This window comes from Nocardia cyriacigeorgica GUH-2 (assembly GCF_000284035.1).
In the GTDB taxonomy this organism is placed as follows: Bacteria; Actinomycetota; Actinomycetes; order Mycobacteriales; family Mycobacteriaceae; genus Nocardia; species Nocardia cyriacigeorgica_B.
Genome location: NC_016887.1, coordinates 4,374,347 through 4,394,557, shown reverse-complemented (window position 1 = coordinate 4,394,557; position 20,211 = coordinate 4,374,347). Strand labels below are relative to the sequence as shown.

General features: G+C 70.2%; 15 protein-coding genes. 9 read left to right on the top strand and 6 right to left on the bottom strand.

Features of this window, described 5'->3' with window-relative positions; translation table 11 throughout:
• Positions 1–10: 10 nt before the first annotated feature.
• The 3 genes from NOCYR_RS19915 to NOCYR_RS27970 form a co-directional block, all read right to left on the bottom strand.
• Complete coding sequence (locus tag NOCYR_RS19915) at positions 11–445, bottom strand: SRPBCC domain-containing protein (protein ID WP_231855968.1); 435 nt, start codon at positions 443–445, stop codon at positions 11–13.
• Positions 446–498: 53 nt separating this feature from the next.
• The gene (locus NOCYR_RS19910; RefSeq protein WP_014352199.1) at positions 499–2,058 is read right to left on the bottom strand and encodes an alpha/beta-hydrolase family protein; all 1,560 of its coding nucleotides are present in this window, start codon (positions 2,056–2,058) and stop codon (positions 499–501) included.
• A 67-nt stretch (positions 2,059–2,125) separates the two neighbouring features.
• Positions 2,126–2,908 carry a hypothetical protein gene (locus NOCYR_RS27970; RefSeq protein ID WP_014352198.1) on the bottom strand — a complete coding sequence of 261 codons (783 nt, stop codon included), beginning with the start codon at positions 2,906–2,908 and terminating at the stop codon, positions 2,126–2,128.
• A gap of 161 nt (positions 2,909–3,069) precedes the next feature.
• On the opposite strand from NOCYR_RS27970, the gene NOCYR_RS19900 reads away from it, so the two are divergent.
• The 3 genes from NOCYR_RS19900 to NOCYR_RS30595 all read left to right on the top strand — a co-directional run bounded on the left by NOCYR_RS19900 (position 3,070) and on the right by NOCYR_RS30595 (position 8,153).
• Positions 3,070–4,326, top strand: a complete 1,257-nt coding sequence (locus NOCYR_RS19900; RefSeq protein ID WP_014352197.1) for a sensor histidine kinase — start codon at positions 3,070–3,072, stop codon at positions 4,324–4,326.
• Positions 4,327–4,448: 122 nt separating this feature from the next.
• A complete protein-coding gene (locus NOCYR_RS19895; protein WP_014352196.1) occupies positions 4,449–5,114 on the top strand; it encodes a response regulator in 666 nt (221 codons plus the stop codon).
• Between the two features lie 69 nt (positions 5,115–5,183).
• The gene (locus NOCYR_RS30595) at positions 5,184–8,153 is read left to right on the top strand and encodes a serine/threonine-protein kinase (RefSeq protein ID WP_014352195.1); all 2,970 of its coding nucleotides are present in this window, start codon (positions 5,184–5,186) and stop codon (positions 8,151–8,153) included.
• 109 nt (positions 8,154–8,262) lie between these two features.
• Here the strand turns inward: NOCYR_RS30595 and NOCYR_RS19885 are convergent, their stop codons facing one another.
• From NOCYR_RS19885 to NOCYR_RS19875, 3 genes are all read right to left on the bottom strand, one after another.
• The gene (locus tag NOCYR_RS19885) at positions 8,263–10,755 is read right to left on the bottom strand and encodes an FtsX-like permease family protein (RefSeq protein WP_014352194.1); all 2,493 of its coding nucleotides are present in this window, start codon (positions 10,753–10,755) and stop codon (positions 8,263–8,265) included.
• The gene (locus tag NOCYR_RS19880; protein ID WP_014352193.1) at positions 10,752–11,459 is read right to left on the bottom strand and encodes an ABC transporter ATP-binding protein; all 708 of its coding nucleotides are present in this window, start codon (positions 11,457–11,459) and stop codon (positions 10,752–10,754) included. The genes NOCYR_RS19885 and NOCYR_RS19880 overlap by 4 nt, the downstream gene beginning before the upstream one ends.
• Before the next feature lie 84 nt (positions 11,460–11,543).
• Positions 11,544–11,864 carry a hypothetical protein gene (locus tag NOCYR_RS19875; RefSeq protein ID WP_014352192.1) on the bottom strand — a complete coding sequence of 107 codons (321 nt, stop codon included), beginning with the start codon at positions 11,862–11,864 and terminating at the stop codon, positions 11,544–11,546.
• Between the two features lie 198 nt (positions 11,865–12,062).
• On the opposite strand from NOCYR_RS19875, the gene NOCYR_RS19870 reads away from it, so the two are divergent.
• The 6 genes from NOCYR_RS19870 (at position 12,063) to NOCYR_RS19845 (ending at position 20,157) form a co-directional block, all read left to right on the top strand.
• On the top strand, positions 12,063–13,451 hold the full coding sequence (locus NOCYR_RS19870; protein ID WP_148280695.1) for a sensor histidine kinase: 1,389 nt from the start codon (positions 12,063–12,065) through the stop codon (positions 13,449–13,451).
• Entirely contained in the window at positions 13,448–14,131 is a 684-nt protein-coding gene (locus tag NOCYR_RS19865; RefSeq protein ID WP_014352190.1) for a response regulator, read from the top strand. The genes NOCYR_RS19870 and NOCYR_RS19865 overlap by 4 nt, the downstream gene beginning before the upstream one ends.
• Positions 14,132–14,206: 75 nt before the next feature.
• On the top strand, positions 14,207–16,459 hold the full coding sequence (locus tag NOCYR_RS30825; protein ID WP_370010124.1) for a serine/threonine-protein kinase: 2,253 nt from the start codon (positions 14,207–14,209) through the stop codon (positions 16,457–16,459).
• Between the two features lie 214 nt (positions 16,460–16,673).
• Entirely contained in the window at positions 16,674–17,576 is a 903-nt protein-coding gene (locus NOCYR_RS19855) for a hypothetical protein (protein ID WP_218582605.1), read from the top strand.
• Between the two features lie 76 nt (positions 17,577–17,652).
• A complete protein-coding gene (locus NOCYR_RS19850) occupies positions 17,653–18,687 on the top strand; it encodes an ATP-dependent 6-phosphofructokinase (RefSeq protein WP_036538507.1) in 1,035 nt (344 codons plus the stop codon).
• A gap of 63 nt (positions 18,688–18,750) precedes the next feature.
• On the top strand, positions 18,751–20,157 hold the full coding sequence (locus NOCYR_RS19845) for an alpha/beta hydrolase family protein (RefSeq protein WP_048833552.1): 1,407 nt from the start codon (positions 18,751–18,753) through the stop codon (positions 20,155–20,157).
• The last annotated feature ends 54 nt before the right edge of the window (positions 20,158–20,211 follow it).

Sequence of the window (20,211 nt, the reverse complement as noted above, 5' to 3'; positions counted from 1 at the left end):
GACTTCCCGATCACGCCGCGTGCAGGCTCTCGGCTTGCCGCGCAACGCCTTCGGTCATCCCGGTGAATCCGCGCCGCAGGGCTTTACCGAGCGCGAGTTCGACGATCGGCTTCAGCCAGCCGCCGAGTTCGAAATGCGATTCGTAGCGGGTGCGGTCGGGGCCCAGCGCGGTGACGGTGTGCGTGCGGCGGCTGTGCAGGGCGCCGAACGGCACCGGCTTCATCGAATAGCTGAACTCCTCGCCGGGAGTGTGACTGGTGATGAATTCACGCTGGCGCCGCGGCTTCGAGCCGGTCAGATGGACGACCATGTCGATCGGCGCGCCGACCTCCAGGGTGGAGCGGCATTCGCTGACGAAGGGATTCCATTCGCCGTACCGCTCGAATCCGGTGATCACACCCCACACGACATCGGCGGGTGCGGCTATCTCGACTGTTCCGTCCACGACAAACACACCCAAAACTAGAACCTGTTTCACACCGGGGTCAACCCCCGGACTCAGCAGTCGGGCAGCGCGGTGCCCTGATCCGCGCCGTAGCGGTGGCCGTGTCCGGGCGGTGCGTCGAGGGCGGCGAGCAGGTCGGCGGTGGTCTGCACGAAGCTGACGACCGGCAACCAGCCCGGAACCGGAGCGTCCACGCGCGCGCCGTCCAGATCCGGGGCCCGCCACAGCAACGACGGCGACCAGTGCACGACCGGGTCGGAGGTATTGGCCAGCACGGTGGCGCCGCCGCGGTGCACGGCGCCGGCGGGCGGCCCGGCCCACAGCACCGAGCAGGTGCGGCGGTCCTGTTCGGCGGCGTCGGCGAAGATCGCGCTGCCGCCGAGTGCGCCGAGGCTCTGACCGTAGACATGCAGGTGCGGCGGCGTCTCTAGGGTGGCGATGCGCTCTTCGACGGCGGTGAACAGCGCCCGCGCCGATTCCACCGCGGCCTCGCGGCCGAAGACGAACGTCGCCCAGCTCGGTGCGTAGGAGTACTGGAGGCCGACCAGGGCGACGTCGCCGTGGAAACGCTCGTCGAGGCCCTCGATCGCATTGGCGTCGATCCAGCCTGAGCCCGTCGGCACCGCGATCACCACATGCGAGCGCCGCAATCCGCCGGAGCGCTCCAACTCCTGAACGGCCAGCGCGACACGGGATTCCAGATCGGGCGCCGACTCGAGCCCGACGTACACCCGCACCGGGCCGAGCGGTGTCCCGGAGACGAACTTCCGGCCCTCCGCGCCCAGTGACGGCCAGCTGACCGCGGAATCGGCGCTGCCCGAACGCGTTGCCGAGACCGGGCGCGGCACCGTGGGGTCGATGGTGGCATTGGCGGTGGCGTAGGAGCCGCGTCGCCAGTCGACGATCGAGGGCACGCCGACGAGTGCCAGCACCGCCGAAGCCACGACGGCGACCGCGAGGGTGCGGGTGCGGCCGAGAGTGCGCACCACCCAGCCGATTCCGCGAGCCAGGGCGTAGAGCACACCCGCGATCATCGTCGCTCCGAGGGTGCACCACAGCCAGTAGTCCGGTCCGATCGCCTCGGTTCCCATGGCGGCACGCAGCCGGTTCTGCCAGTGGCCGGCGTGGAATGCCGCGCCGACGATCAATAGCGCCGTCACACCGAGCACGGGCATCCGCCAACGCGGACGTTCCCTAGTGACGCCGCACTTGCGCAGGACGAACCGCCCGATTCCCGTGATACCCAGCATGATCGCGACCAGCAGTCCGGTCAGTACCGCCTGCGCCATCGGGGTACGCGGCAGCAGGCCGGGCGCGAGCGAGATCAGTACTGCGGTGCCGATGGCGAGCGTGGTGCCGATGTGCGGGACACGCAGGGCGGTGGCGTTCGCTGGTGCGCCCGGCGTCGCGGCGGTCAGGGACGCGGGGTCGCTGGGCCCGGTGGTCGGCCGGCGGCCCGGTGTCGCCGGTCGACGAGACGAGTGCGGAAGGGAGCGGTCGGTGCGCTGCTTCTCTGATGCCGGTCGCGCGGTGCTCGGCCCGGCGCATGCGGCGGTGGCTTCGGGCGCAGTCGTCCTGGGGTCGCGTGGGGTGATGGTCGTGGAGTCGCTCATCGGTCAACCTCTGCTGTGCTGAAAGGAAGGGCATCGGTGGCGGGGAACGGTTGGGTGCCGGCTGTCGTCAGGTCGCCGGGACAGGTGCGCCGGCCCAGGCCGGTCGGCTCGGGCCCGCGACGCCGCGACGTGCGCGGGTGAGGACCACGGCACCGGTGACGGCCGTGGCGGCGATGGCGGCACCACCGAACAACCAGGGCTGCGCCGAAGTGTTGGCGGCGGCCGCGCCGAGGAAGGATTCGGCGACCGGGACGCCGTAGCCCTGACGGCGCGAGTTCAGGTCGACGACGGTGTCCGCGATGGCGGCCATGGCGTGGCAGCGCCCCCGGGCGAAGGCCTCGGCCCGGGTATCGCAGGCCGCGCCCATCCGCTCGCCGAGGGTGCGGTCGATCGCTTGCCGCGCCCACGGACCCAGCGGTGCGCCCTGCCGGTCGGCGTAGCGCAGCAGGTCGTAGCCGAGGTCGTGGGCCTTGCAGGCGGTGTTGAACTCGGCGGGCAGCGGCACCGGGGACGAGCAGTCGCCGTGCGGGTTTACCAGCAGCCCATCGACCACGGCCGGCCGGTATCCCATCACCTCGGCGAAATCAGCGGGGATCGCGGCGGCCGAGCCGGTGTCGCCGGAGGTGAGCGCGGTGACCGCCGCGGTGGCGGAGACGTCCTGCGGGACGGGCGCGAGACTCGCGGCCTGCGTCGCGGGGGCCAGCATGACGGTGGCCGCCATGGTCGTCAGCGCGGCGGCGGTCAAGGCGGCGAGGCGGCCGCGGCGCCGGGAGAGTCCGGAACGGGCCTGGTCGGCCGGTGTCGACGGGCGGTCGCCGGGACGGGCGCTGGTCGGTGTGCTCATGATCATCGACGCTAGGAATGGGCGATCTACCCGGGCGTCCCGCCGCGGAGCGGTTCGGCTGCCGTGCCGCCGGGGGAGCGCCGACGCGGGCTAGGACCTGGGTAGGGGGTCGGAATTCACCCGCCGGTATGAGGCCGGCGCGGCCCCGGGTTCCTACTGTCGTAGCTATGACGGACCCGACTGTCGCCACCACCGACCTCAGCACTCCCGCCGCCCGGCGCCGCGCCCGGCTGCGGCAGCTGAACGCCCGGATGTGGTTCGACCTGTTCACCGTGCTGACCGCGGCCGTGCTGTTCACCGTGGCCTGGCCGACGCTGCACCTCACCCATGAGGTCCCGGCCGCCGTCCAGCCGTTCCTCGCCGCGCTCGCCGCCTTCCCGGTGCTGCTGGTGCGGCTGAACCCGCCGCTGGGCTGGGCCATCTCGGCAGGTTCGGCGCTGTTGATCGCGCTGGCGATCCCGCACACCCCGGGCAACGACATCCCGTTCCAGGTCGTGCACATCATCGCCCTGAATGTGCTGGTGTTCGCGGTGGCGCTGCGGGCGGCGGTGCCGATGATTGCGGTGGTCTGGGGCGCGACCTCGCTGCTGCTCGGCGCCACCATGGCCGGCGACAGCGGGTTCGCCGAATCGCTGTGGGCGTGGCCGCTGTCCTTCGGTGCCATCGTGCTGTTCGCCCTGCTGATCCGGTGGCTGGTGCGCTCGCGCCAACTGCTCACCCAGCAGGAGGAGGCCAATGAGCTGGAACGGGCGAAGCGGGCGATCCTGGAGGAGAAGGCGCGCATCGCGCGCGACCTGCACGATGTGGTGGCCCACCACATGTCGCTGGTGGTGGTGCAGGCCCAGACCGCGCCGTACCGGGTCGAAGGAGTCACTCCCGCGGCCCGCGCCGAATTCGAATCCATCGGGTCCACCGCGCGCGAGGCGCTCAACGAGATCCGCGGCATGCTCGGGGTGCTGCGTAGCGACGGCCAGCTACCCGAACACGCGCCGCAGCCCACCGCCGCCGACGTGGAGTCACTGTTCCTCGGGGCGAGCCGCGCGGGCGTCGCGATCGACTGGACCGTCGACGGACCGCTGACAGCCATATCGGACACCACCGGTCTCGCGCTGTACCGGATCGTGCAGGAATCGCTGTCCAACGCCTCGCGGCACGCGCCGGGCGCGGCCGTCCACGTCCGGATCACCGTGTCGGCCGATGTGGAGATCGTGGTGAGCAACGACCCCGGAGCCACGCCGGCCCGCCCGGTCGGCAACGGCGGACACGGCATCACCGGTATGCGGGCCCGGGCGCTGGCCGCGGGCGGGGAGTTGACCGCGAGCCCGCGTGCGGACGGCGGCTTCGAGGTACACGCCCGGCTGCCGATCGGCCCCGGACCGGCGGTGGGCGCGCTGGACTCCACCAGCGTCGAGTCGGTGGGCTGAGCACGGATCTTGCCGGCTCGGTCATCGGGTAGCTGTGTGTCGGCGAATCAGCTCGGCCCGGGCGCACCACTCGAGATGACGCGCGGGCATTCCCGTCGGCTGGAGGCAATTAGGGTGGGCGCGTGGCAATAACGGTTCTGATCGCCGACGACCAGGCGATGGTGCGCCAGGGCTTCGGCGCCCTGCTCGCCGCCCAACCCGATATCAGCGTGATCGGCGACGCGCCCGACGGGAAGGTCGCGGTGGCCGAGGCCAAACGGCTACGACCCGATGTGGTGCTGATGGATGTGCGCATGCCCGAGATGAACGGTCTCGACGCCGCCCGCGCCATCCTCGCGGCCGGGTTCGATCCGCCGGTGCGGGTGCTCATGCTGACCACCTTCGACATCGACGACTACGTCTACGAGGCGCTGAGCATCGGCGCCAGCGGGTTCCTGCTCAAAGACGCACCCGCGGACGAACTGGTGCGCGCGGTGCGGGTGGTCGCCGACGGCCAGGCGTTGCTCGCGCCGACCGTCACCCGCCGCCTCATCGCCGACGTCACCAGCCGTCGCGCCGCCGCCCGCGCCAAACCCGCGCCCGCGCTGGCCGCGCTGACCCCGCGTGAACGGGAAGTGCTGGAGCTGATCGCCAAGGGCATGTCCAATACCGAGATCGCCGAAGCGCTGTTCGTCGCCGAGCAGACGGTCAAGACGCACGTGTCGAAGGTGTTCGCCAAACTGGACCTGCGCGACCGCGCCCAAGCGGTGGTACTCGCCTACGAATCCGGGCTCGTCACCCCTGGTTGATGCGTTGCCCGCGATCCGGGTGCGGCCCGGTAGGCTCACGGAGCCGTCTGTCACCGGAAGGGGGTCGCGTTGCTCAACAGCGGTGACGTTTTCGCCGGGTTCACCATCGAGCGACTGCTCGGCCAAGGGGGCATGGGATCGGTGTACCTGGCCCGTCATCCCCGGCTGGACAAGCAGACCGCGCTCAAACTGCTGAACCGGGATCTGTTCGCCGACGCCTCGGTGCGCGCGCGGTTCGAACGCGAGGCCGACCTGGCCGCCCAGCTCGACCACCCGAGCATCGTCGCCGTCTACGACCGCGGCACCGAAGCCGATCAGCAGTGGATCAGCATGCAGTACATCGACGGCGCCGACGCGTCGTCGGTGACCGCGCTGACCCTGCCACCCGAACGCGCCGTGCAGATCATCGAAGGCGTGGCCGACGCCCTCGACTACGCGCACGGTATCGGCGTGCTGCACCGGGATGTGAAGCCCGCCAACATCTTGCTGGCCCGGTCGAGCGCCGGCCACGGCGAACGCGTCTTCCTCACCGACTTCGGCCTGGCCCGGCTGCGCGCGCAGACCACCCAGCTCACCCAGCAGGGCATGTTCACCGCGACCCTGGCCTTCGCCTCGCCCGAACAGATGACCGGCTCCGAACTCGACGGCCGCTCCGACCAATACTCGCTGGCCTGCACCCTGTACTGGCTGCTCACCGGCATGGCCCCGTTCGACTCCCCGAACCCGGCCGACATCATCCACGGCAACCTGCAACTATCCGCACCCCCACTCGCGGTGAAACGCCGCGGACTGCCCCTATCGCTGGACGCCGTCCTCGCCGTCGCCATGGCCAAGCACCCGACGCACCGCTTCAGCACCTGCGCCGAGTTCGCCGCAGCCGCCCGGCACGCGCTGAGCAACCCCGGGTATCAGCCGGTACCGGCCCGCAGCGCACCCCCGGCCTACGTTGGGCCGCCGCCCGTCGCGGGGTATCCGCCCGCACCGCCGATGGCAGGGGCGCCGATGCAGCAGTATCCGCCGGCCGTGCCACCGGCGCCGGTTGTGCAGCCCGCGTATCCGGCGCAGCAGGGGATGCCCGAACAGGCTGTCCCGGCGGGCGGTTCGGCTCTGCCACCGGTTCAGCCTGGCGGGCAGCCTGCGTATCCGGGGCAGCATGGTGTGGCCGGCGAGCAGGCTGCTCCGGGTGGTTCGGCGGGGTCGTCGGCTCAGCCTGGCGGGCAGTTCGCGTATTCGGCGCAGCAGGTGATGTCCGAGCAAGCCGCGCAGGCAGCTGGTTCGGCCGTGCCAGCGGCTCAGCCTGCGTATCCGGGGCAGCAGGGTGTGGCCGGCGGGCAGGCTGCTTCGGCAGACGGATCGGCGGGGCGACCGGCTCAGCCTGGTGTGGACTCCGGGTATCCCGGGCAGCAGGGTGTGCCTGGCGAGCAGGCTGCTCAGGGCGGTCCCGCGGGGTCGCTGGCTCAACCTGGCGGGCAGCCTGCGTATCCGAGTGTGGACGGGCAGGGTGGTGCTGCGGCGCAGCCGATCGGGTCGCCGGTGCAGGGGATGTCCGAGCAGCCTTCGGGCTTGGCTTCAGCGGCCGGGCAGCAGGGTGGGATGCCGTTTGCGGCGACCAGGGTGCCTGGGCCGCAGGACGGTATCGGTCGAATTGCGGAAAGTGTTGGGCAACAGTCTGGTCCGCCGTCGGGTAGCGGGGCGCCGGCAGATTTCGCATCGCCCTCCGGATCCGTGGCGCAGCAAGCCGGGGCGGATGGTGCAAGGAGCGCGGACGCTCCAGGTGCGGCGAATGGGGCCGGCAATTCCAGTGATCCCGGTGGCGCAGGGGAGGACGACGCAGCGCGGGGCTCGGAGCATTACGGCGAACCCGCGCGTTCGGACGAACCGGGGCTTTCGGGCGATTCCGGGCGTTCTGGCGGGTCGGGGTCTTTGGGTGGGCCGGGGCTTTCGGGCGATTCCGGGCGTTCTGGCGGGTCGGGGCTTCCGGGTGGACCGGGGCACTCGGGCGAACCGGGGGGTTCGGGCGGACCCGGGCACGCGAACGGACCGGGGCACCCGGGCGAATCCGGACACTCAGGCGAATCGGGGCGTTCGGGTGAACCTGGAGACGCTGGTGATGCGACCGATAACGGTAGTGAACATCCGACGACGGTGACCGCATACGCGGGCACCCAGGGTGGATCGTCGCTTCTGCTCAAAGGTGAACCCGCACAGCCCGCTCCGGCCGATAGTGCAACCGGTGCGCCGGCGATGGCGGCTGCGCACGGTGGACAGCAACCGCAGCCGCACAATGGTGGGCCGGGGTTCGGGGCGGGTGCGCCGCCGTACGGCCCGAATCACGATCCGGGGCATCGTGTTCCGGGCAAGCGCGGTACCAGCCCGGTGCTCATCGCCGTGTTCACGATCGTCGGACTGCTCGTGGTGTTGCTGGTGCTCGCGGTTGTGGTGATCGTGGTGGGTGGCGATGACGGTGAGGAGAGCGGCGCGTCGAAAGGACCGGCGTCGACGTTCACCCCGGCGAAAGACATCGTCCCGCAGGAGGATCCGGCCGAGCGCAGCCGGCGCGTCTTCCCCAGTCTGTTGCCGCAGGGGACGGCCGACAGCGGCGCGGGCTATCAGGGTGCCGAGTGCACCGTCTATGAGCCGGACGATCCGGTGCGGATCGAGGACCCGGCGTTGGCGTCGCGTCCGTGGGAGGCGGTGTGGGAGTGCCGTCGTAGCGTGGAGTCCGACTCGCATATGAGCTACACGATCGTCGTGTACGAGGACGCCGACGACGCGCGCGCGGTGCTCGGCGAGCTCCCGCCGAATTCTCGTAGCACCGGCGTCAAGAGCGGCGCACCGTACACCGCCTATCACTGGATCGAACCCGTTCCGCCCGGCCCGCTTACCACCACCCACCTGGTGGTCGGCTTCGGCGGCACGGATCCGATTCGGTCGAATGCCTTGATCAGCGTGGGTTATGCGGGCCCGATCGCCGACGAATTCGGCAGGTTGTCCTCGGAGAACGCCGTCCTGCAATGGTGGGCCGACGCACCGCTGTGATGACGCGCCGCTGTAATCCGGCCTACCGCGGGGCTATACACAGCGAACGGCCCGGTGCGCAGCAAGTGCGCACCGGGCCGCTGTCGTCGCATCGTCGGAGACGGTCTCGTCAGTCGACGGCCAGCGCCTCCACGATCGGCATCCGGGCCGCCCGCAGCGCGGGCGGGATCGAGCCGAGCAAGGCCAGCAGCAGCGCGATCGTGCCGTAGACCAGCAGCAGCGGGCTGGGCTGCCACACGATGTCGATGGTCATGGCGTGGCCGATGGCGGTGGTGGACAGATACTGCACCACCACACCCACCACCAAACCGATGGCGGCGCCGGTGATGCCGATGCCCGCCGCTTCGGCCAGCACCGAGCGCAGCAGGAACTTGCGTCCGGTGCCCATGGCCCGCAGCACACCGAGTTCGCGGCGCCGGTCCAGCACCGACAGCATCAGCGTGTTCAGCAGCGCCACCGTCGCCACCAGCACCACGATCCAAAGAATGGCATTGCTCATCGAGGTGCCTTGGCGCAGGCTCGCCGAAATCGCGTCCACCGCTTCGGCTCCGGTCTGGATACTCAGCTCCGGCCCCGCCAGCTCGCGGATCTTGGCCTTGGCCGCCGTGGCGTCCACGCCCGGCTTCAGGTCGATGCCGATGATCGTTTCACCGGGCCGCTGATACCACTCGTGCAGCCGCGAAATATCCATCACGACAATGCCGGAGATCACCGAGAAGTACGGGATCACCTGTACCACCCGCACCGTGTGATCGCCGGTCGGGGTGGGCAGCGTCAATTCGTCGCCCACCTCGGCACCGAGTGAACGCGACACATCACGGGAGAGCACCACACCCGCGCCGGAACCCATCTGCTCGGCACTGGCCGGGGTGATCGAACTCTGCACAACGGTGACGACGTCGGAGGGATACCCCTGCAACATCACCCGTCCGGTGCCCAGGGTCGCGAATGCCATCTGCCCGGCACGTGCATCCTCCACCTCGGGGAGGGCGGCGATCTTGTCCACCAGACCTTCCGGTAGCAGCGGTCCGGTCGGGAACTGTTCCATCGACACCGGACTCACATACAGGTCGGTATCGCCGAGGTCGTCGAACGAGGCGGTCGCCGAATCGACCATATTGCTCGACGCCCCGCCCATCGCGACGGTGGCCGCGACGCCGATCATCACCGTCATCATCGTCGCCCACACCCGGCGCGGCGCCCGCTCGAGCGTCGTCGCGCCCAATGCGCCCGGTGCGCCGAACCAGCGTGCCACCACCGCCGAGCCCCGCACGATGGGCCCGGTAGCGGCGAAACACAGCGCGACGGACGCGGCGAACGACAGCGAGATCGCGGCCAGCGAGTAGCGCCCGAGGTCGGTGCGCGCGATGACGACCGCCGCGACGGCCAGACCCACCCCCAGGACGGCGGCGGCCCACCGGAGCACCGGGCTCGCGGTATCGCCGCGCCCGACCCCGATCGGGACCAGCGCCTCGATCGGCTGCACCTTGTACACCTGCCGGGCGGCGATCGCCGCGGCCGCGACACTGGCCACCACGCATGCGGCGATCGCGACCGGCACCGCGTAGCCGGGCACCATGTATTCGGTGCGGGCCTCGACCGATTGCACGATCGCGGCGGGCAATTGTTCGATCGAGACCCGGCCCATGAACATGCCGACCACGGCGCCGACCGCGCCACCGAACAATCCGAGCAGGGCGGCCTCGACCAGCAGATCGCGCACCATCGGCCCGCGTTTGCCGCCGATCGCGCGCAGCAACGACAGGGTGGGCCTGCGCTGGGCCACTGCCATGCTCATCGCGTTGTAGATGAGGAATGCCGACACGATCAGCGCCGCCGCCGAGGCCATCAGCGTGGAATACCGCACGATCATGATGGCGCCGCCGGCCTGCGCGGTGCGCAATCCCGGATCGGCGACCACCGCGCGCCCGCCGACGGCGTCGGTCAGTGCCGCGCGCAGGGTGTCGACCTCGGTGCCCGGTGCGGCGAGAATCTGCACCGAATCCAATCGCCCGGCCCGATCGGTGATCTTCTGCGCCAGCGGTAGCGGCGCGACCACGATGTGGCCGGAGTTGAGTTGGTCCGAGGTCTCGGCGTCGAGGACGCCTGCCACGGTGACGGTGGCCTCGCCCAGCTGGAACTGCTCGCCTTCGGCGCGGCCGAGTCCGTCTCCGACCAGCACCCCGTTCGGTACCGAGAGCAGTTTCGTGGCCTGGGCGCTCATCGGCCCGGCCAGTTCACTGCCGAGGGCGGCGATGGAGGCGTCGGCGCCGATCAGCAGCGCGCGATCCTCGCCGCCGCCGACCTGGGTCCGCAACATCGGCACCGCGCGTTCGACCCCGGGTGTGGTGGCGATCGAGGCCAGTAGCGACTGTTCGAAGCCCGCGTCGGTGACGCCGGTGACCTCGAGGACCGCGTCGCCGCCGAGGCCGCGGGTGAGCCGGTCGACCGATCCGGTGACCGAACCGGAGATGCTGAGCACCGACACCAGGAGGCCGGCCGAGACACCCATCACCGTCAGCGACATCATGGTGCGACCACGGTGGGCTGATAGCTCACCGATATTGAACAGCCGTAGCCGATCCCAGGCGGCGCGGATCATGCGTTGACCGTCCGCTCGGCGCGCTCGTCGGAGCCGATCTTGCCGTCGCGCAGGGTGATCACCCGGTCGCAGTAGCGGACCGCGCCCATATCGTGGGTCACCATCACCACCGAGTTGCCGGATCCGGCGACCTCGCCGAGCAATTCGAGGATCGAGGCGCCGGTTTTGGAATCGAGGTTGCCGGTGGGCTCGTCGGCCAGGATGAGCGGCGGATCCATGATCAGCGACCGCGCCACCGCCACGCGCTGCATCTGCCCGCCGGACAATTCGGCGGGCCGGTGCTCGGCCCGCTCGGCCAGCCCGACGCGTTCCAGCAGTTCCAGGGCGCGCGGTTTGGCCTTGCGTAATCCGGTGCCGTCGAGCAGCTTCGGGATGGCGACGTTCTCCCACGCCGACAGCGTGGGCAGCAGGTTGAAGAACTGGAATACGAAACCGACGCGGTGCCTGCGGAATTCGGACTGCCGCTCCTCGTCCAGGCTGCCGATCTCCTCGCCCTGGAATCGGATCGACCCCGAGTCGGGGCTGTCGAGCGCGCCGAGCAGATGCAGCAGGGTGCTCTTGCCCGAGCCGGACGGGCCGATGATCGAGGTGAACTCGCCCGCCGCGATGCTCAAGCTGATCCCGTCGAGGGCGCGTACCACTTGATCGCCGACCAGATACTCCTTGTTGACGTTCGACAGTTCCAGCACGGCTGGTTGCGTCATCGCGTTCCCCGCCCTCTCTCTAGCGTGTATTTCCTTGGCCGGGCACGTGTTCGGCACGCACCTCCGGGACCGGCCGGTGCGACGCTACCGTGCCAGCGCCTCGGACGCGCTCGGGTGGCGTCGATCGCTCCCCTCGAGCAGGGCGTGCAATTCGGGCTGCTCGGCGCACAGTTCCAGGTAGGCCTCGAGCGATGGCCTGCCCTGCTCATAGGCCTCGTCCAGCTTCGCCTCCAGGTGCACGTTCCACCTGTTGCGCAGCGCCATGAGCAGGCCGTCCGGCCCGCCGAACAGACGGCCGAGATCGGGCAGGCCGTCGAACAGATCCGGGCGATGCGGGTCGATCGCGGCGCGGGCGAGCACGGTGTGCATGATGTCGATGCGGGTGTGCTGGTCTTCCCAGGTCATGGCTTCTGGCCTTTCGTGAGCTGGGCCTTCGGTTTCGGTGGGATCAACGGCCACTCGAGTGGGTGGAACTCACGCTACAAACGCCTGGGCCGCGTTGTCGTCGTGCCAGGGACGCGAATCCTTCTCCTACCGTGGGTGGAGGCGTGGCCCGTTTCCGGGACGATGTGCCCGGACCGGCCGGGCGAATATCCTGACAGGATGAGTGCGAGCAGCGTCACACCCGAGCCGGGGTTGGTCGGCCCGGTGGCGCCGTTCCGGCAGAGCGGGCGGGTCCGCGACCGGATCGTGGCTTTCGTGCGCCATCCGCGGGCGGTGTTCCGGCGCAATCTCGACGAGCTGCCATTCGATTACCCACCCGCCGTGGTCCTCATCGCCGACCTGGCGTTCCCGCTCACCGGCATCGCCGCCACCATCCAACGGCACGAGTACTTCCCGTCGCCGCTGCCGTTGCTGGCCTTGGTGGTGCTGTTCGTCTCGCTGCCGTTGTTCGCCTTCCTCGGCGTGGTCCCCACACCGGCGCAGCTCATGCTCACCTCGCTGACAGCGACCGCGCTGTATCTCGTGCAGCCGGTCGGCACCGATTTCGCACCGTTCGTGCTGGTCGTCGCGGCCGGCGAGGTCGCGGCTATCTCCAGCAAACGGGTGAGCGTGCCGTTCGTGGTGGTCTCGATCGGCATGCTCGTCGCGTTCGACAGTGTCGGCAAGCTGCCCTGGCGCGATGGTTCGGTGCCCTTCGAGGGCATGCCGATGTACGCGCTGGGAGTGGTGCTCGGCTGGATGGTCGGCGTGATGCTGCAATCGCAGCGCCGATTCCTCTATCAGGAACGCGAATACCAGGGCATTCGCGCGGCCCAGGCAGCCGCCGAGGAACGCAGGCGCATCGCCCGCGAGGTGCACGACGTCATCGCGCATTCGCTCAGCGTCACCCTGCTGCATCTCACCGCCGCCCGGCATTCGCTGCAAACCGACCGCGATGTCGACGAGGCCGTCGACGCCCTCACCGACGCCGAACGCCTGGGCCGCCAGGCCATGGCCGACATCCGGCGAACCGTCGGCCTGCTCGACGGTCCGTCGAAACACCTGGCCGAACCCAGCGCCGAGGACATCGCGGCCCTGGTCGACGATTTCGCCCGCGCCGGGCTGTCCATCGACGCCGAGATCAGCGGCGACCTCGATGCGGTCTCCGCCGCCGTGGGGCTCGCGCTCTACCGCATCGGCCAGGAATCGCTGGCCAATATCGCCAAGCACGCGCCCGGCGCCGACGTGCGATTCCGGGTCGCGGTCGACACGGCGACGGTCAGTCTGCTGGTCGCCAACACCCTGCCCGCGGGCTCGCTGACTCTCGGAACCGGCATGGGCCTGACGGGGATGCGGCAGCGGGCCGAACTGCTCGGCGGCCGCATGACCGCCGGACCCGACGGTAAGGGCTGGTCGGTCCAGGTGCGATTCCCGCATACCCCGCCACGCAACACGATGCTGTGCGGATGGCTGACGGCCGGGCTGCCGGTCACCCTGACGTCGAAGGGTCCACGCGGACACGATGTGGCCTTCGGCCCTTCGGCGCCGATCAGACAGGAGAACGCGTGACTACTGCGGCAACGGAGACCACGACCGCGGTACTGGTGGTCGACGACCAGGAGTTGGTGCGCGGCGGACTGCGCAGGATCCTGCGCCGCCGCGACGGTTTCGTCCTCACCGAATGCGCCGACGGCGACGAGGTGGTACCCGCCATCTCGGCAGAACCGCCCGACGTCATCCTGATGGACCTGCGGATGAAACGGGTCGGCGGCATCGAGGCCACCCGGCTGGTGCGCATGCGCGCCGACGCACCCCCGGTGCTGGTGCTGACCACCTTCGACGACGATCAACTGCTCTCCGGCGCGCTGCGGGCCGGAGCGGCCGGATTCATTCTCAAGGATTCCCCGGCCGAAGACCTCATCCGCGCGGTGCGCACCGTCGCCGCCGGTGGTGCCTGGCTCGACCCCGCGGTGACCGGGCGGGTGCTGTCGGCCTACCGCACGGTGCGCCCGGCGACACCGACCGATGCCCGGCTGGCCGAGCTGACTGCCCGCGAGTACGAGGTGCTCGAGCTCATCGGCCGCGGCCGGGTCAACTCCGAAATCGCGCGTGAACTAGGCATCTCCGAGGTCACCGTGAAAAGCCATGTCGGGCACATATTCGGCAAGCTCGATCTGCGCGATCGCGCCGCCGCGATCGTGTTCGCGTTTGACCACGGGGTGGTCTCACCAGGACAATCCACTGTCTGACGGGCAGGTTCGACGTCCCAGACCGCACGGTCGCGGGCAGCGCGACCACCGCCCGGGAGTGGAGGATTGAGGCCGGTGGTGGCACCTGGGTCCGACGTGGGAAAACGGTTCGGGCCGTACGAGTTGCGGTCGTTGCTGGGCAAGGGGGGTATGGGTGAGGTCTACGAGGCCTACGACACGGTCAAGGACCGGGTAGTCGCGCTCAAGCTGCTCTCCGACGAGCTGGCCCAGGATCCGGAGTATCAGGTCCGGTTCCGGCGCGAATCGCAGGCGGCGGCGCGGCTGGCCGAACCGCACATCATCCCCATCCACGACTGGGGCGTGATCGACGGCAGACTGTTCATCGACATGCGCCTGGTGCCGGGCTCGGACCTGCGCACCATCCTGCAGACCAGCGGCGCGCTGAGCCCGCACCGCGCGGTATCGATCATCGAGCAGATCGCCGCGGCCCTCGACGCCGCGCACGCCGACGGGCTGGTGCACCGCGACGTCAAACCCGCCAACATCCTGGTCACCGAGGCCGGCTTCGCCTATCTCGCCGATTTCGGAATCGCGCACACCGAGGGCGACAGCGCGATCACCATGGTCGGCGTCGCCATCGGCTCCTACACCTATATGGCGCCGGAACGATTCGACATCGGCCCGGTGACCGGCCGCGCCGATATCTACTCGCTGGCCTGTGTCCTGCACGAATGCCTCACCGGCGCCTCGCCGTTCCCCGCGGCCAGCATGAGCGTGCTGATCCGTTCGCACCTGGCCGAACCGCCGCCGCGCCCGAGTGTGCAGCGGCCGGGTGTGCCCGCCGCGCTGGACGCGGTGATCGCGCGCGGTATGGCCAAGGATCCGGCCGAGCGGTACGAGACCGCCGCCGAACTCGCCCGCGCCGCCCGGACCGCCCTGCCCGCGGCTGCCGGTGCGCCCGCCGCCGGATCTGCGCCCGCGACCGGCGGTTTCGCCCGGCTGGTGGTCCGTCCACCGGATCCGGCGCGGACCGGTGAGATGAGTGCGGTGGCCCCGGAGTCCACCGGCGAGGTGTCGTTGCCGGTCATCCGGCCGAGCGGGCCGACCGAGGTCAGCCCGACCGAAACCCAGTTCACCCTGCCGACCCAGGAGATCGCGGTGGCGCCGGGAACGGGCCCGGTGCCGCAGGTACGCCCCTTCCCGGACGCGCATCTGTACGAGGGAGCGCAGCTGCATCCCGCGGTCGACCCGGCCGCGCGACCGGATGCGGCCGATTACGCGAGCCCGGCCGCGCCCACGCTGCTCGGTGGACTGGCAGCCGCGGCATCCACCGGCGACCAGTACGGGACCGGCCCGGGCGACAGCGGCTCCGGCGGCGATGCACCGTATCCGCCGAGCGAGACCACGCGCGTCTACGGCAGTGCCGAGTCCGCGCCGACCGCACACCATCCTGGCCCGGGCGGGCCACCGGCCGATCACGAGCGTGGCGGCTATCCGGCCGACCAGCAGACCCGCTTCTACGGCGCCGGGGGGTTCGGCGGACGCCCCGACGACGATCGAGCTCCTGCCGACGGACCCGCGGGCGGTTATCCCGCCGATCAAGAAACCCGCATCTACGGCGCGCCGGTAGACCCGGCTCCCGGCTACGGCTCCTCACCGGGCTACCCCCAGCCCGCGGGGTACGGCGCGCCCCCGTCTTACGGTGAACCCGCCGGATACGGCGCTCCCGATCCACGCGCCGGCGGGTACGGCGAGGACTACGCCGCCGACCAGGGCGGCTACCCACCTGCCGGCTACCCGCCGGCCGGATCGCCCGGCTATCAGCCCGATCCGTACGCCCAGGACCCGTACGCGCGCGACCCGTACGCCACCCAGGGCCGCCGCCGTTCGGTCGTACTGCCCATCGTGATCGGTGTGCTGGTGGTCGCGGTCATCGCCATCGGCGCCGTGGTCGGCCTGCAGATGTTCGGCTCCGACGACACGGAGCCGACCGCCGCCCGGACCACCGCCGCCGCGCCGACCTCCGCGGCCGCCCGCACCGGTGGCGCCACCGGACCGGCCAGGACCTCGACCACCTCCGCCAAGCCGACGCCGATCGCGTTGCCACCGGGCGCCCGTCCGTGTGGCCCGCCGGCGCAGGTCGCCTTCGCCAATGCCGCGGCCGGCACCGAGGTGACCAGCTGCGAATTCGCCGAGGAAGTCCGCAAGGCCTACGCCGCGGCGGCCGGTGGCGGACGGGGCAGCGCGCCCGCGTCGGTCGTCGCCGCCAGCCCCGTCACCGGCCGGACCTACACCATGAACTGCTCCGAACAGGATCGGCTGGTCACTTGCACCGGCGGGGACAACGCCGTGGTCTACGTGTACTGAGGTCACGGCGAACTCGGTCGAATGTCCAGCACAAGCGGTGACGAGATCGGTTGTGCGTAACCGGGTTCGGCCGCGCGCCATCGGGTATTCTCAGGCGCCCCGGGCCGTTGCCGCAGCGACGCAAGAGGCGGACCGGGCGCCGAACAAGTACGGTTTCCGGATGCTGCACGGACACCGAGACCGGGGGGAGATCGCAACCAGAATGTGTCGAAACATGTCAACTGAACAAGCGGGGCGCTTCCCGAAGATCCGACAGCAGGCGGCTGTGCTGGTCGCCGCGCTGACGGCGCTATTGGTGGTGTCATGCGGCAGCGAGTCCGAGCCCGAGACCCCGGCGATGCCCAGCGTCACCGAGGCCGCGGCCAAGGCCGAGCACGAGGGGCTGTCGATCACCGTTCCCGGAACGCTGGCCGCCGATATGGCCGATCTGAGCAAGAGCCAGCAGGGCCGCCTCGGCCTGGCGATCATGCCGGTCGGCGGGGAAACCCTGGTGACCTTCGGCGATTGGACCACCGGCCCGGCCTGGTCGACGATGAAGGTGCCGCTGGCCATCGCCGCGCTGCGCAAAAGCCAGGGCAGCCCGTCGTATTCGACGACCGCCGCCATCACCGCCTCCGACAACTCCGCGGCCGACGCGCTGTGGCAGTCGCTGGGCACCCCGCAGGAAGCGGCCCAGGCGGTGCAGTCCGTCCTGCGTGAGGGCGGCGACGCGGTGACCACGGTGCCGGCCACCAAGGCCAGGGCGGAGTTCTCGGCCTTCGGTCAGGCCGAATGGGCGCTGGCCGACCAGGTGAAGTTCGCTTCCCGGCTGCCCTGCCTGCCGCAGTCGGCCGACGTCGTCGCGCTGATGGGCCAGATCATTCCGAATCACCAGTGGGGGCTCGGCTCGGTCTTCGAGGCCGCCGATTTCAAGGGCGGCTGGGGTCCCGATCCCGAAGGCGCCTATCTGGTGCGGCAATTCGGCCTGGTCCCGGCGGCGGGCGGGCAGATCGCGGTCGCTTTCGCCGCTCAGCCCGCGTCGGGCAACTTCTCCGACGGGATGACCACGCTGAACAAGATGGCCACGCTGATTTCGCAGCATCTCGGCGAACTCCGCGGCGGGCAGTGCGCCGCCTGAGTCGTGCTGTCACTGTTACTCATCGTTCACGGGGTCGGGGCTCCATCGAACCTCGATGCGAGGCAAGATAGCGGCCATGCGCATCGGAGTCTTGACCGGAGGCGGAGACTGTCCAGGGCTGAATGCCGTGATTCGCGCCGTCGTTCGCACCGCGAACGGGCGTTACGGTGACGCGATCGTCGGCTTCCAGGACGGCTGGCGCGGCCTACTCGAAGATCGCAAGATCCAGATCCTGAACGACGACCGGACCGACCGGCTGCTCAACAAGGGCGGCACCATGCTCGGCACCGCGCGCACCAATCCCGACGTGCTGCGCGAGGGGCTCGGCCGGATCCAGCAGACCCTCGACGACAACGGCATCGAGGCCCTCATTCCGATCGGCGGCGAGGGCACCCTGACCGCGGCCAGCTGGCTGTCCGATGAAGGGGTGCCCGTCGTCGGCGTGCCCAAAACCATCGATAACGACATCGACTGCACCGACGTCACATTCGGCCACGACACCGCGCTGGCCATCGCCACCGAGGCGATCGACCGGCTGCACACCACCGCGGAATCGCATCAGCGGGTCATGCTGGTGGAGGTCATGGGCCGGCACGCGGGCTGGATCGCGATCCACGCAGGCATGGCCGCGGGCGCGCACCTGACGCTGGTGCCGGAGGTTCCCTTCGACGTGCAGCAGGTGTGCGCGATGATCAAGCGCCGTTTCCAGCGCGGCGACAAGCATTTCATCTGTGTGGTGGCCGAAGGCTCGCATCCCGCGCCCGATTCCGGCTTCACCCTGCGTGAGGGCGGCGTCGACGAGTTCGGGCACGAGCGGTTCACCGGTGTGGCCCAGCAGTTGGGCGTCGAGATCGAGCGCCGGATCGGCAAGGAGGTCCGCACCACCGTGCTCGGCCACGTGCAGCGCGGCGGCAGCCCCACCCCGTACGACCGGGTGCTGGCCACCCGCTTCGGCCTGCACGCCGCCGAGGCCGTGCACGCCGGGCATTTCGGGCAGATGGTCGCGCTGCGCGGCACCGAGATCGGCCTGGTGCCGCTGTCGGAGGCGACCAAGCAGCTCAAGCGGGTTCCGGCCGAGCGGTATCGGGAAGCGGAGGCGTTCTTCGGCTGAGTCACCGGCACACCGCCCGCAACCTGCCTCGAAATCGGGTGCGTGGTCAGTACGGTGGATGGCATGCGTGCGCGACGAGTGGCGGTGGTGGTGCTGTCGGTGGTGGCCGCGATGTTCGTGGCCGGCTGCTCGGATGATTCCGGGTCCGGTTCCGATCCGGGGCCGAGCGTCGAGAATCCGGTGCTCGGTGAATGGCATGGCAAGATCGACGTCCCGGGTCAGCCGCTCGAGATCGGGGTGAACTTCACCGCCGTCGACAGCGCAACGATCGATATCCCCTCCCAGGGCGCCACCGACGTCGCGTTGAGCGGGGTCACCGCGAAAGCCGATCAGGTGGAGTTCACGATTCCGGACATCCCGGGTGATCCTGCCTTCCGCGGCCGGCTCGATACCGCCGCCGCGCAGATCACCGGCGATTTCACCCAGTCGGGCGAGACGTTCAAGCTGGTCCTGGACCGCGGCGCGATCCCGGCCGCGGCCCGCCCGCAGGAACCGAAACCACCGTTCCCGTACGTCGCCGAGGACGTCACCTACACCAACGGCGACATCACCATCGCGGGCACGCTCACCAAACCCGAGGGCGCGGGCCCGTTCCCGGCGGTGCTGTTGCTGACCGGCAGCGGCCCGCAGGACCGCAATGAAGAACTGTTCGGCCACAAGCCGTTTATGCTGATCGCGGACACGCTCACCCGTGCGGGATACGCCGTGCTGCGCGCCGATGACCGCGGCGTCGGCGGCACCAGCGGCAACCTCGACCAGGCCACCTACGACGACCTCGCCGCCGATGCCGCCGCCGGTGTGGACTATTTGCGCGGCCGCGACGACATCGACCCCGCGCGGGTCGGCCTGTTCGGGCACAGCGAGGGCGGCTATCTCGCGCCGCTGGTCGCGTCGAAACCCGACAGCGGCGTCGCCTTCGCCATCCTGATGGCCGGACCGGCCGTCCCCGGCGGCGATGTGCTGATCGAACAGAACCGCGCGTTGTTCGCCGCCAGCGGCGCCTCGCCGCAGGAGACCGACGCGCAGGTCGCCTACATCACCGACCTGGCCGCGGCGATGCGTTCCGGCGATCTCGACAAGGCCCGTCAGGTCGCGCGCGAGCACAACCAGACGCTGCCGGAAGGCCAGCGGATGACCGATGAGCAGATCGACGCGCTGCTCACCCCGTCGATGACCTCGTTCATGCGCTACGACCCCGCGCCCGCGCTCGAGGCGCTGCGGATACCGGTGCTCGCGTTCTTCGGCGAGAAGGATCTGCAGGTGCTGCCGAGCCAGAACGAGAAGCCCATGCGCGATCTGCTCGCAGGCAACCCCGACGCCACCGTGCACACCTTCCCCGGGCTCAACCACCTGATGCAGCCCGCCCGAACCGGGTTGCCCAGCGAATACTCCTCGATCGAGACCACCATCGCGCCGGAGGTGCTCGACTTCGTCAAGGACTGGCTCGGCCAGCGGGTGCCGGCGAAATAGCCACCCGTCGCGCGCGCCGTGGACCGTCGGCACGCGCGCCGGTAGCCCTTACAT

What these genes read in the sequence shown, in the direction of transcription:
- NOCYR_RS19910 (WP_014352199.1), bottom strand. Translation starts at nt 2,058, where the DNA reads ATGAGCGACTCCACGACCATCACCCCACGCGACCCCAGGACGACTGCG.
- NOCYR_RS27970 (WP_014352198.1), bottom strand. Translation starts at nt 2,908, where the DNA reads ATGATCATGAGCACACCGACCAGCGCCCGTCCCGGCGACCGCCCGTCG.
- NOCYR_RS19900 (WP_014352197.1), top strand. Translation starts at nt 3,070, where the DNA reads ATGACGGACCCGACTGTCGCCACCACCGACCTCAGCACTCCCGCCGCC.
- NOCYR_RS19885 (WP_014352194.1), bottom strand. Translation starts at nt 10,755, where the DNA reads ATGATCCGCGCCGCCTGGGATCGGCTACGGCTGTTCAATATCGGTGAG.
- NOCYR_RS19880 (WP_014352193.1), bottom strand. Translation starts at nt 11,459, where the DNA reads ATGACGCAACCAGCCGTGCTGGAACTGTCGAACGTCAACAAGGAGTAT.
- NOCYR_RS19875 (WP_014352192.1), bottom strand. Translation starts at nt 11,864, where the DNA reads ATGACCTGGGAAGACCAGCACACCCGCATCGACATCATGCACACCGTG.
- NOCYR_RS19870 (WP_148280695.1), top strand. Translation starts at nt 12,063, where the DNA reads ATGAGTGCGAGCAGCGTCACACCCGAGCCGGGGTTGGTCGGCCCGGTG.
- NOCYR_RS19855 (WP_218582605.1), top strand. Translation starts at nt 16,674, where the DNA reads ATGTCAACTGAACAAGCGGGGCGCTTCCCGAAGATCCGACAGCAGGCG.
- NOCYR_RS19850 (WP_036538507.1), top strand. Translation starts at nt 17,653, where the DNA reads ATGCGCATCGGAGTCTTGACCGGAGGCGGAGACTGTCCAGGGCTGAAT.
- NOCYR_RS19845 (WP_048833552.1), top strand. Translation starts at nt 18,751, where the DNA reads ATGCGTGCGCGACGAGTGGCGGTGGTGGTGCTGTCGGTGGTGGCCGCG.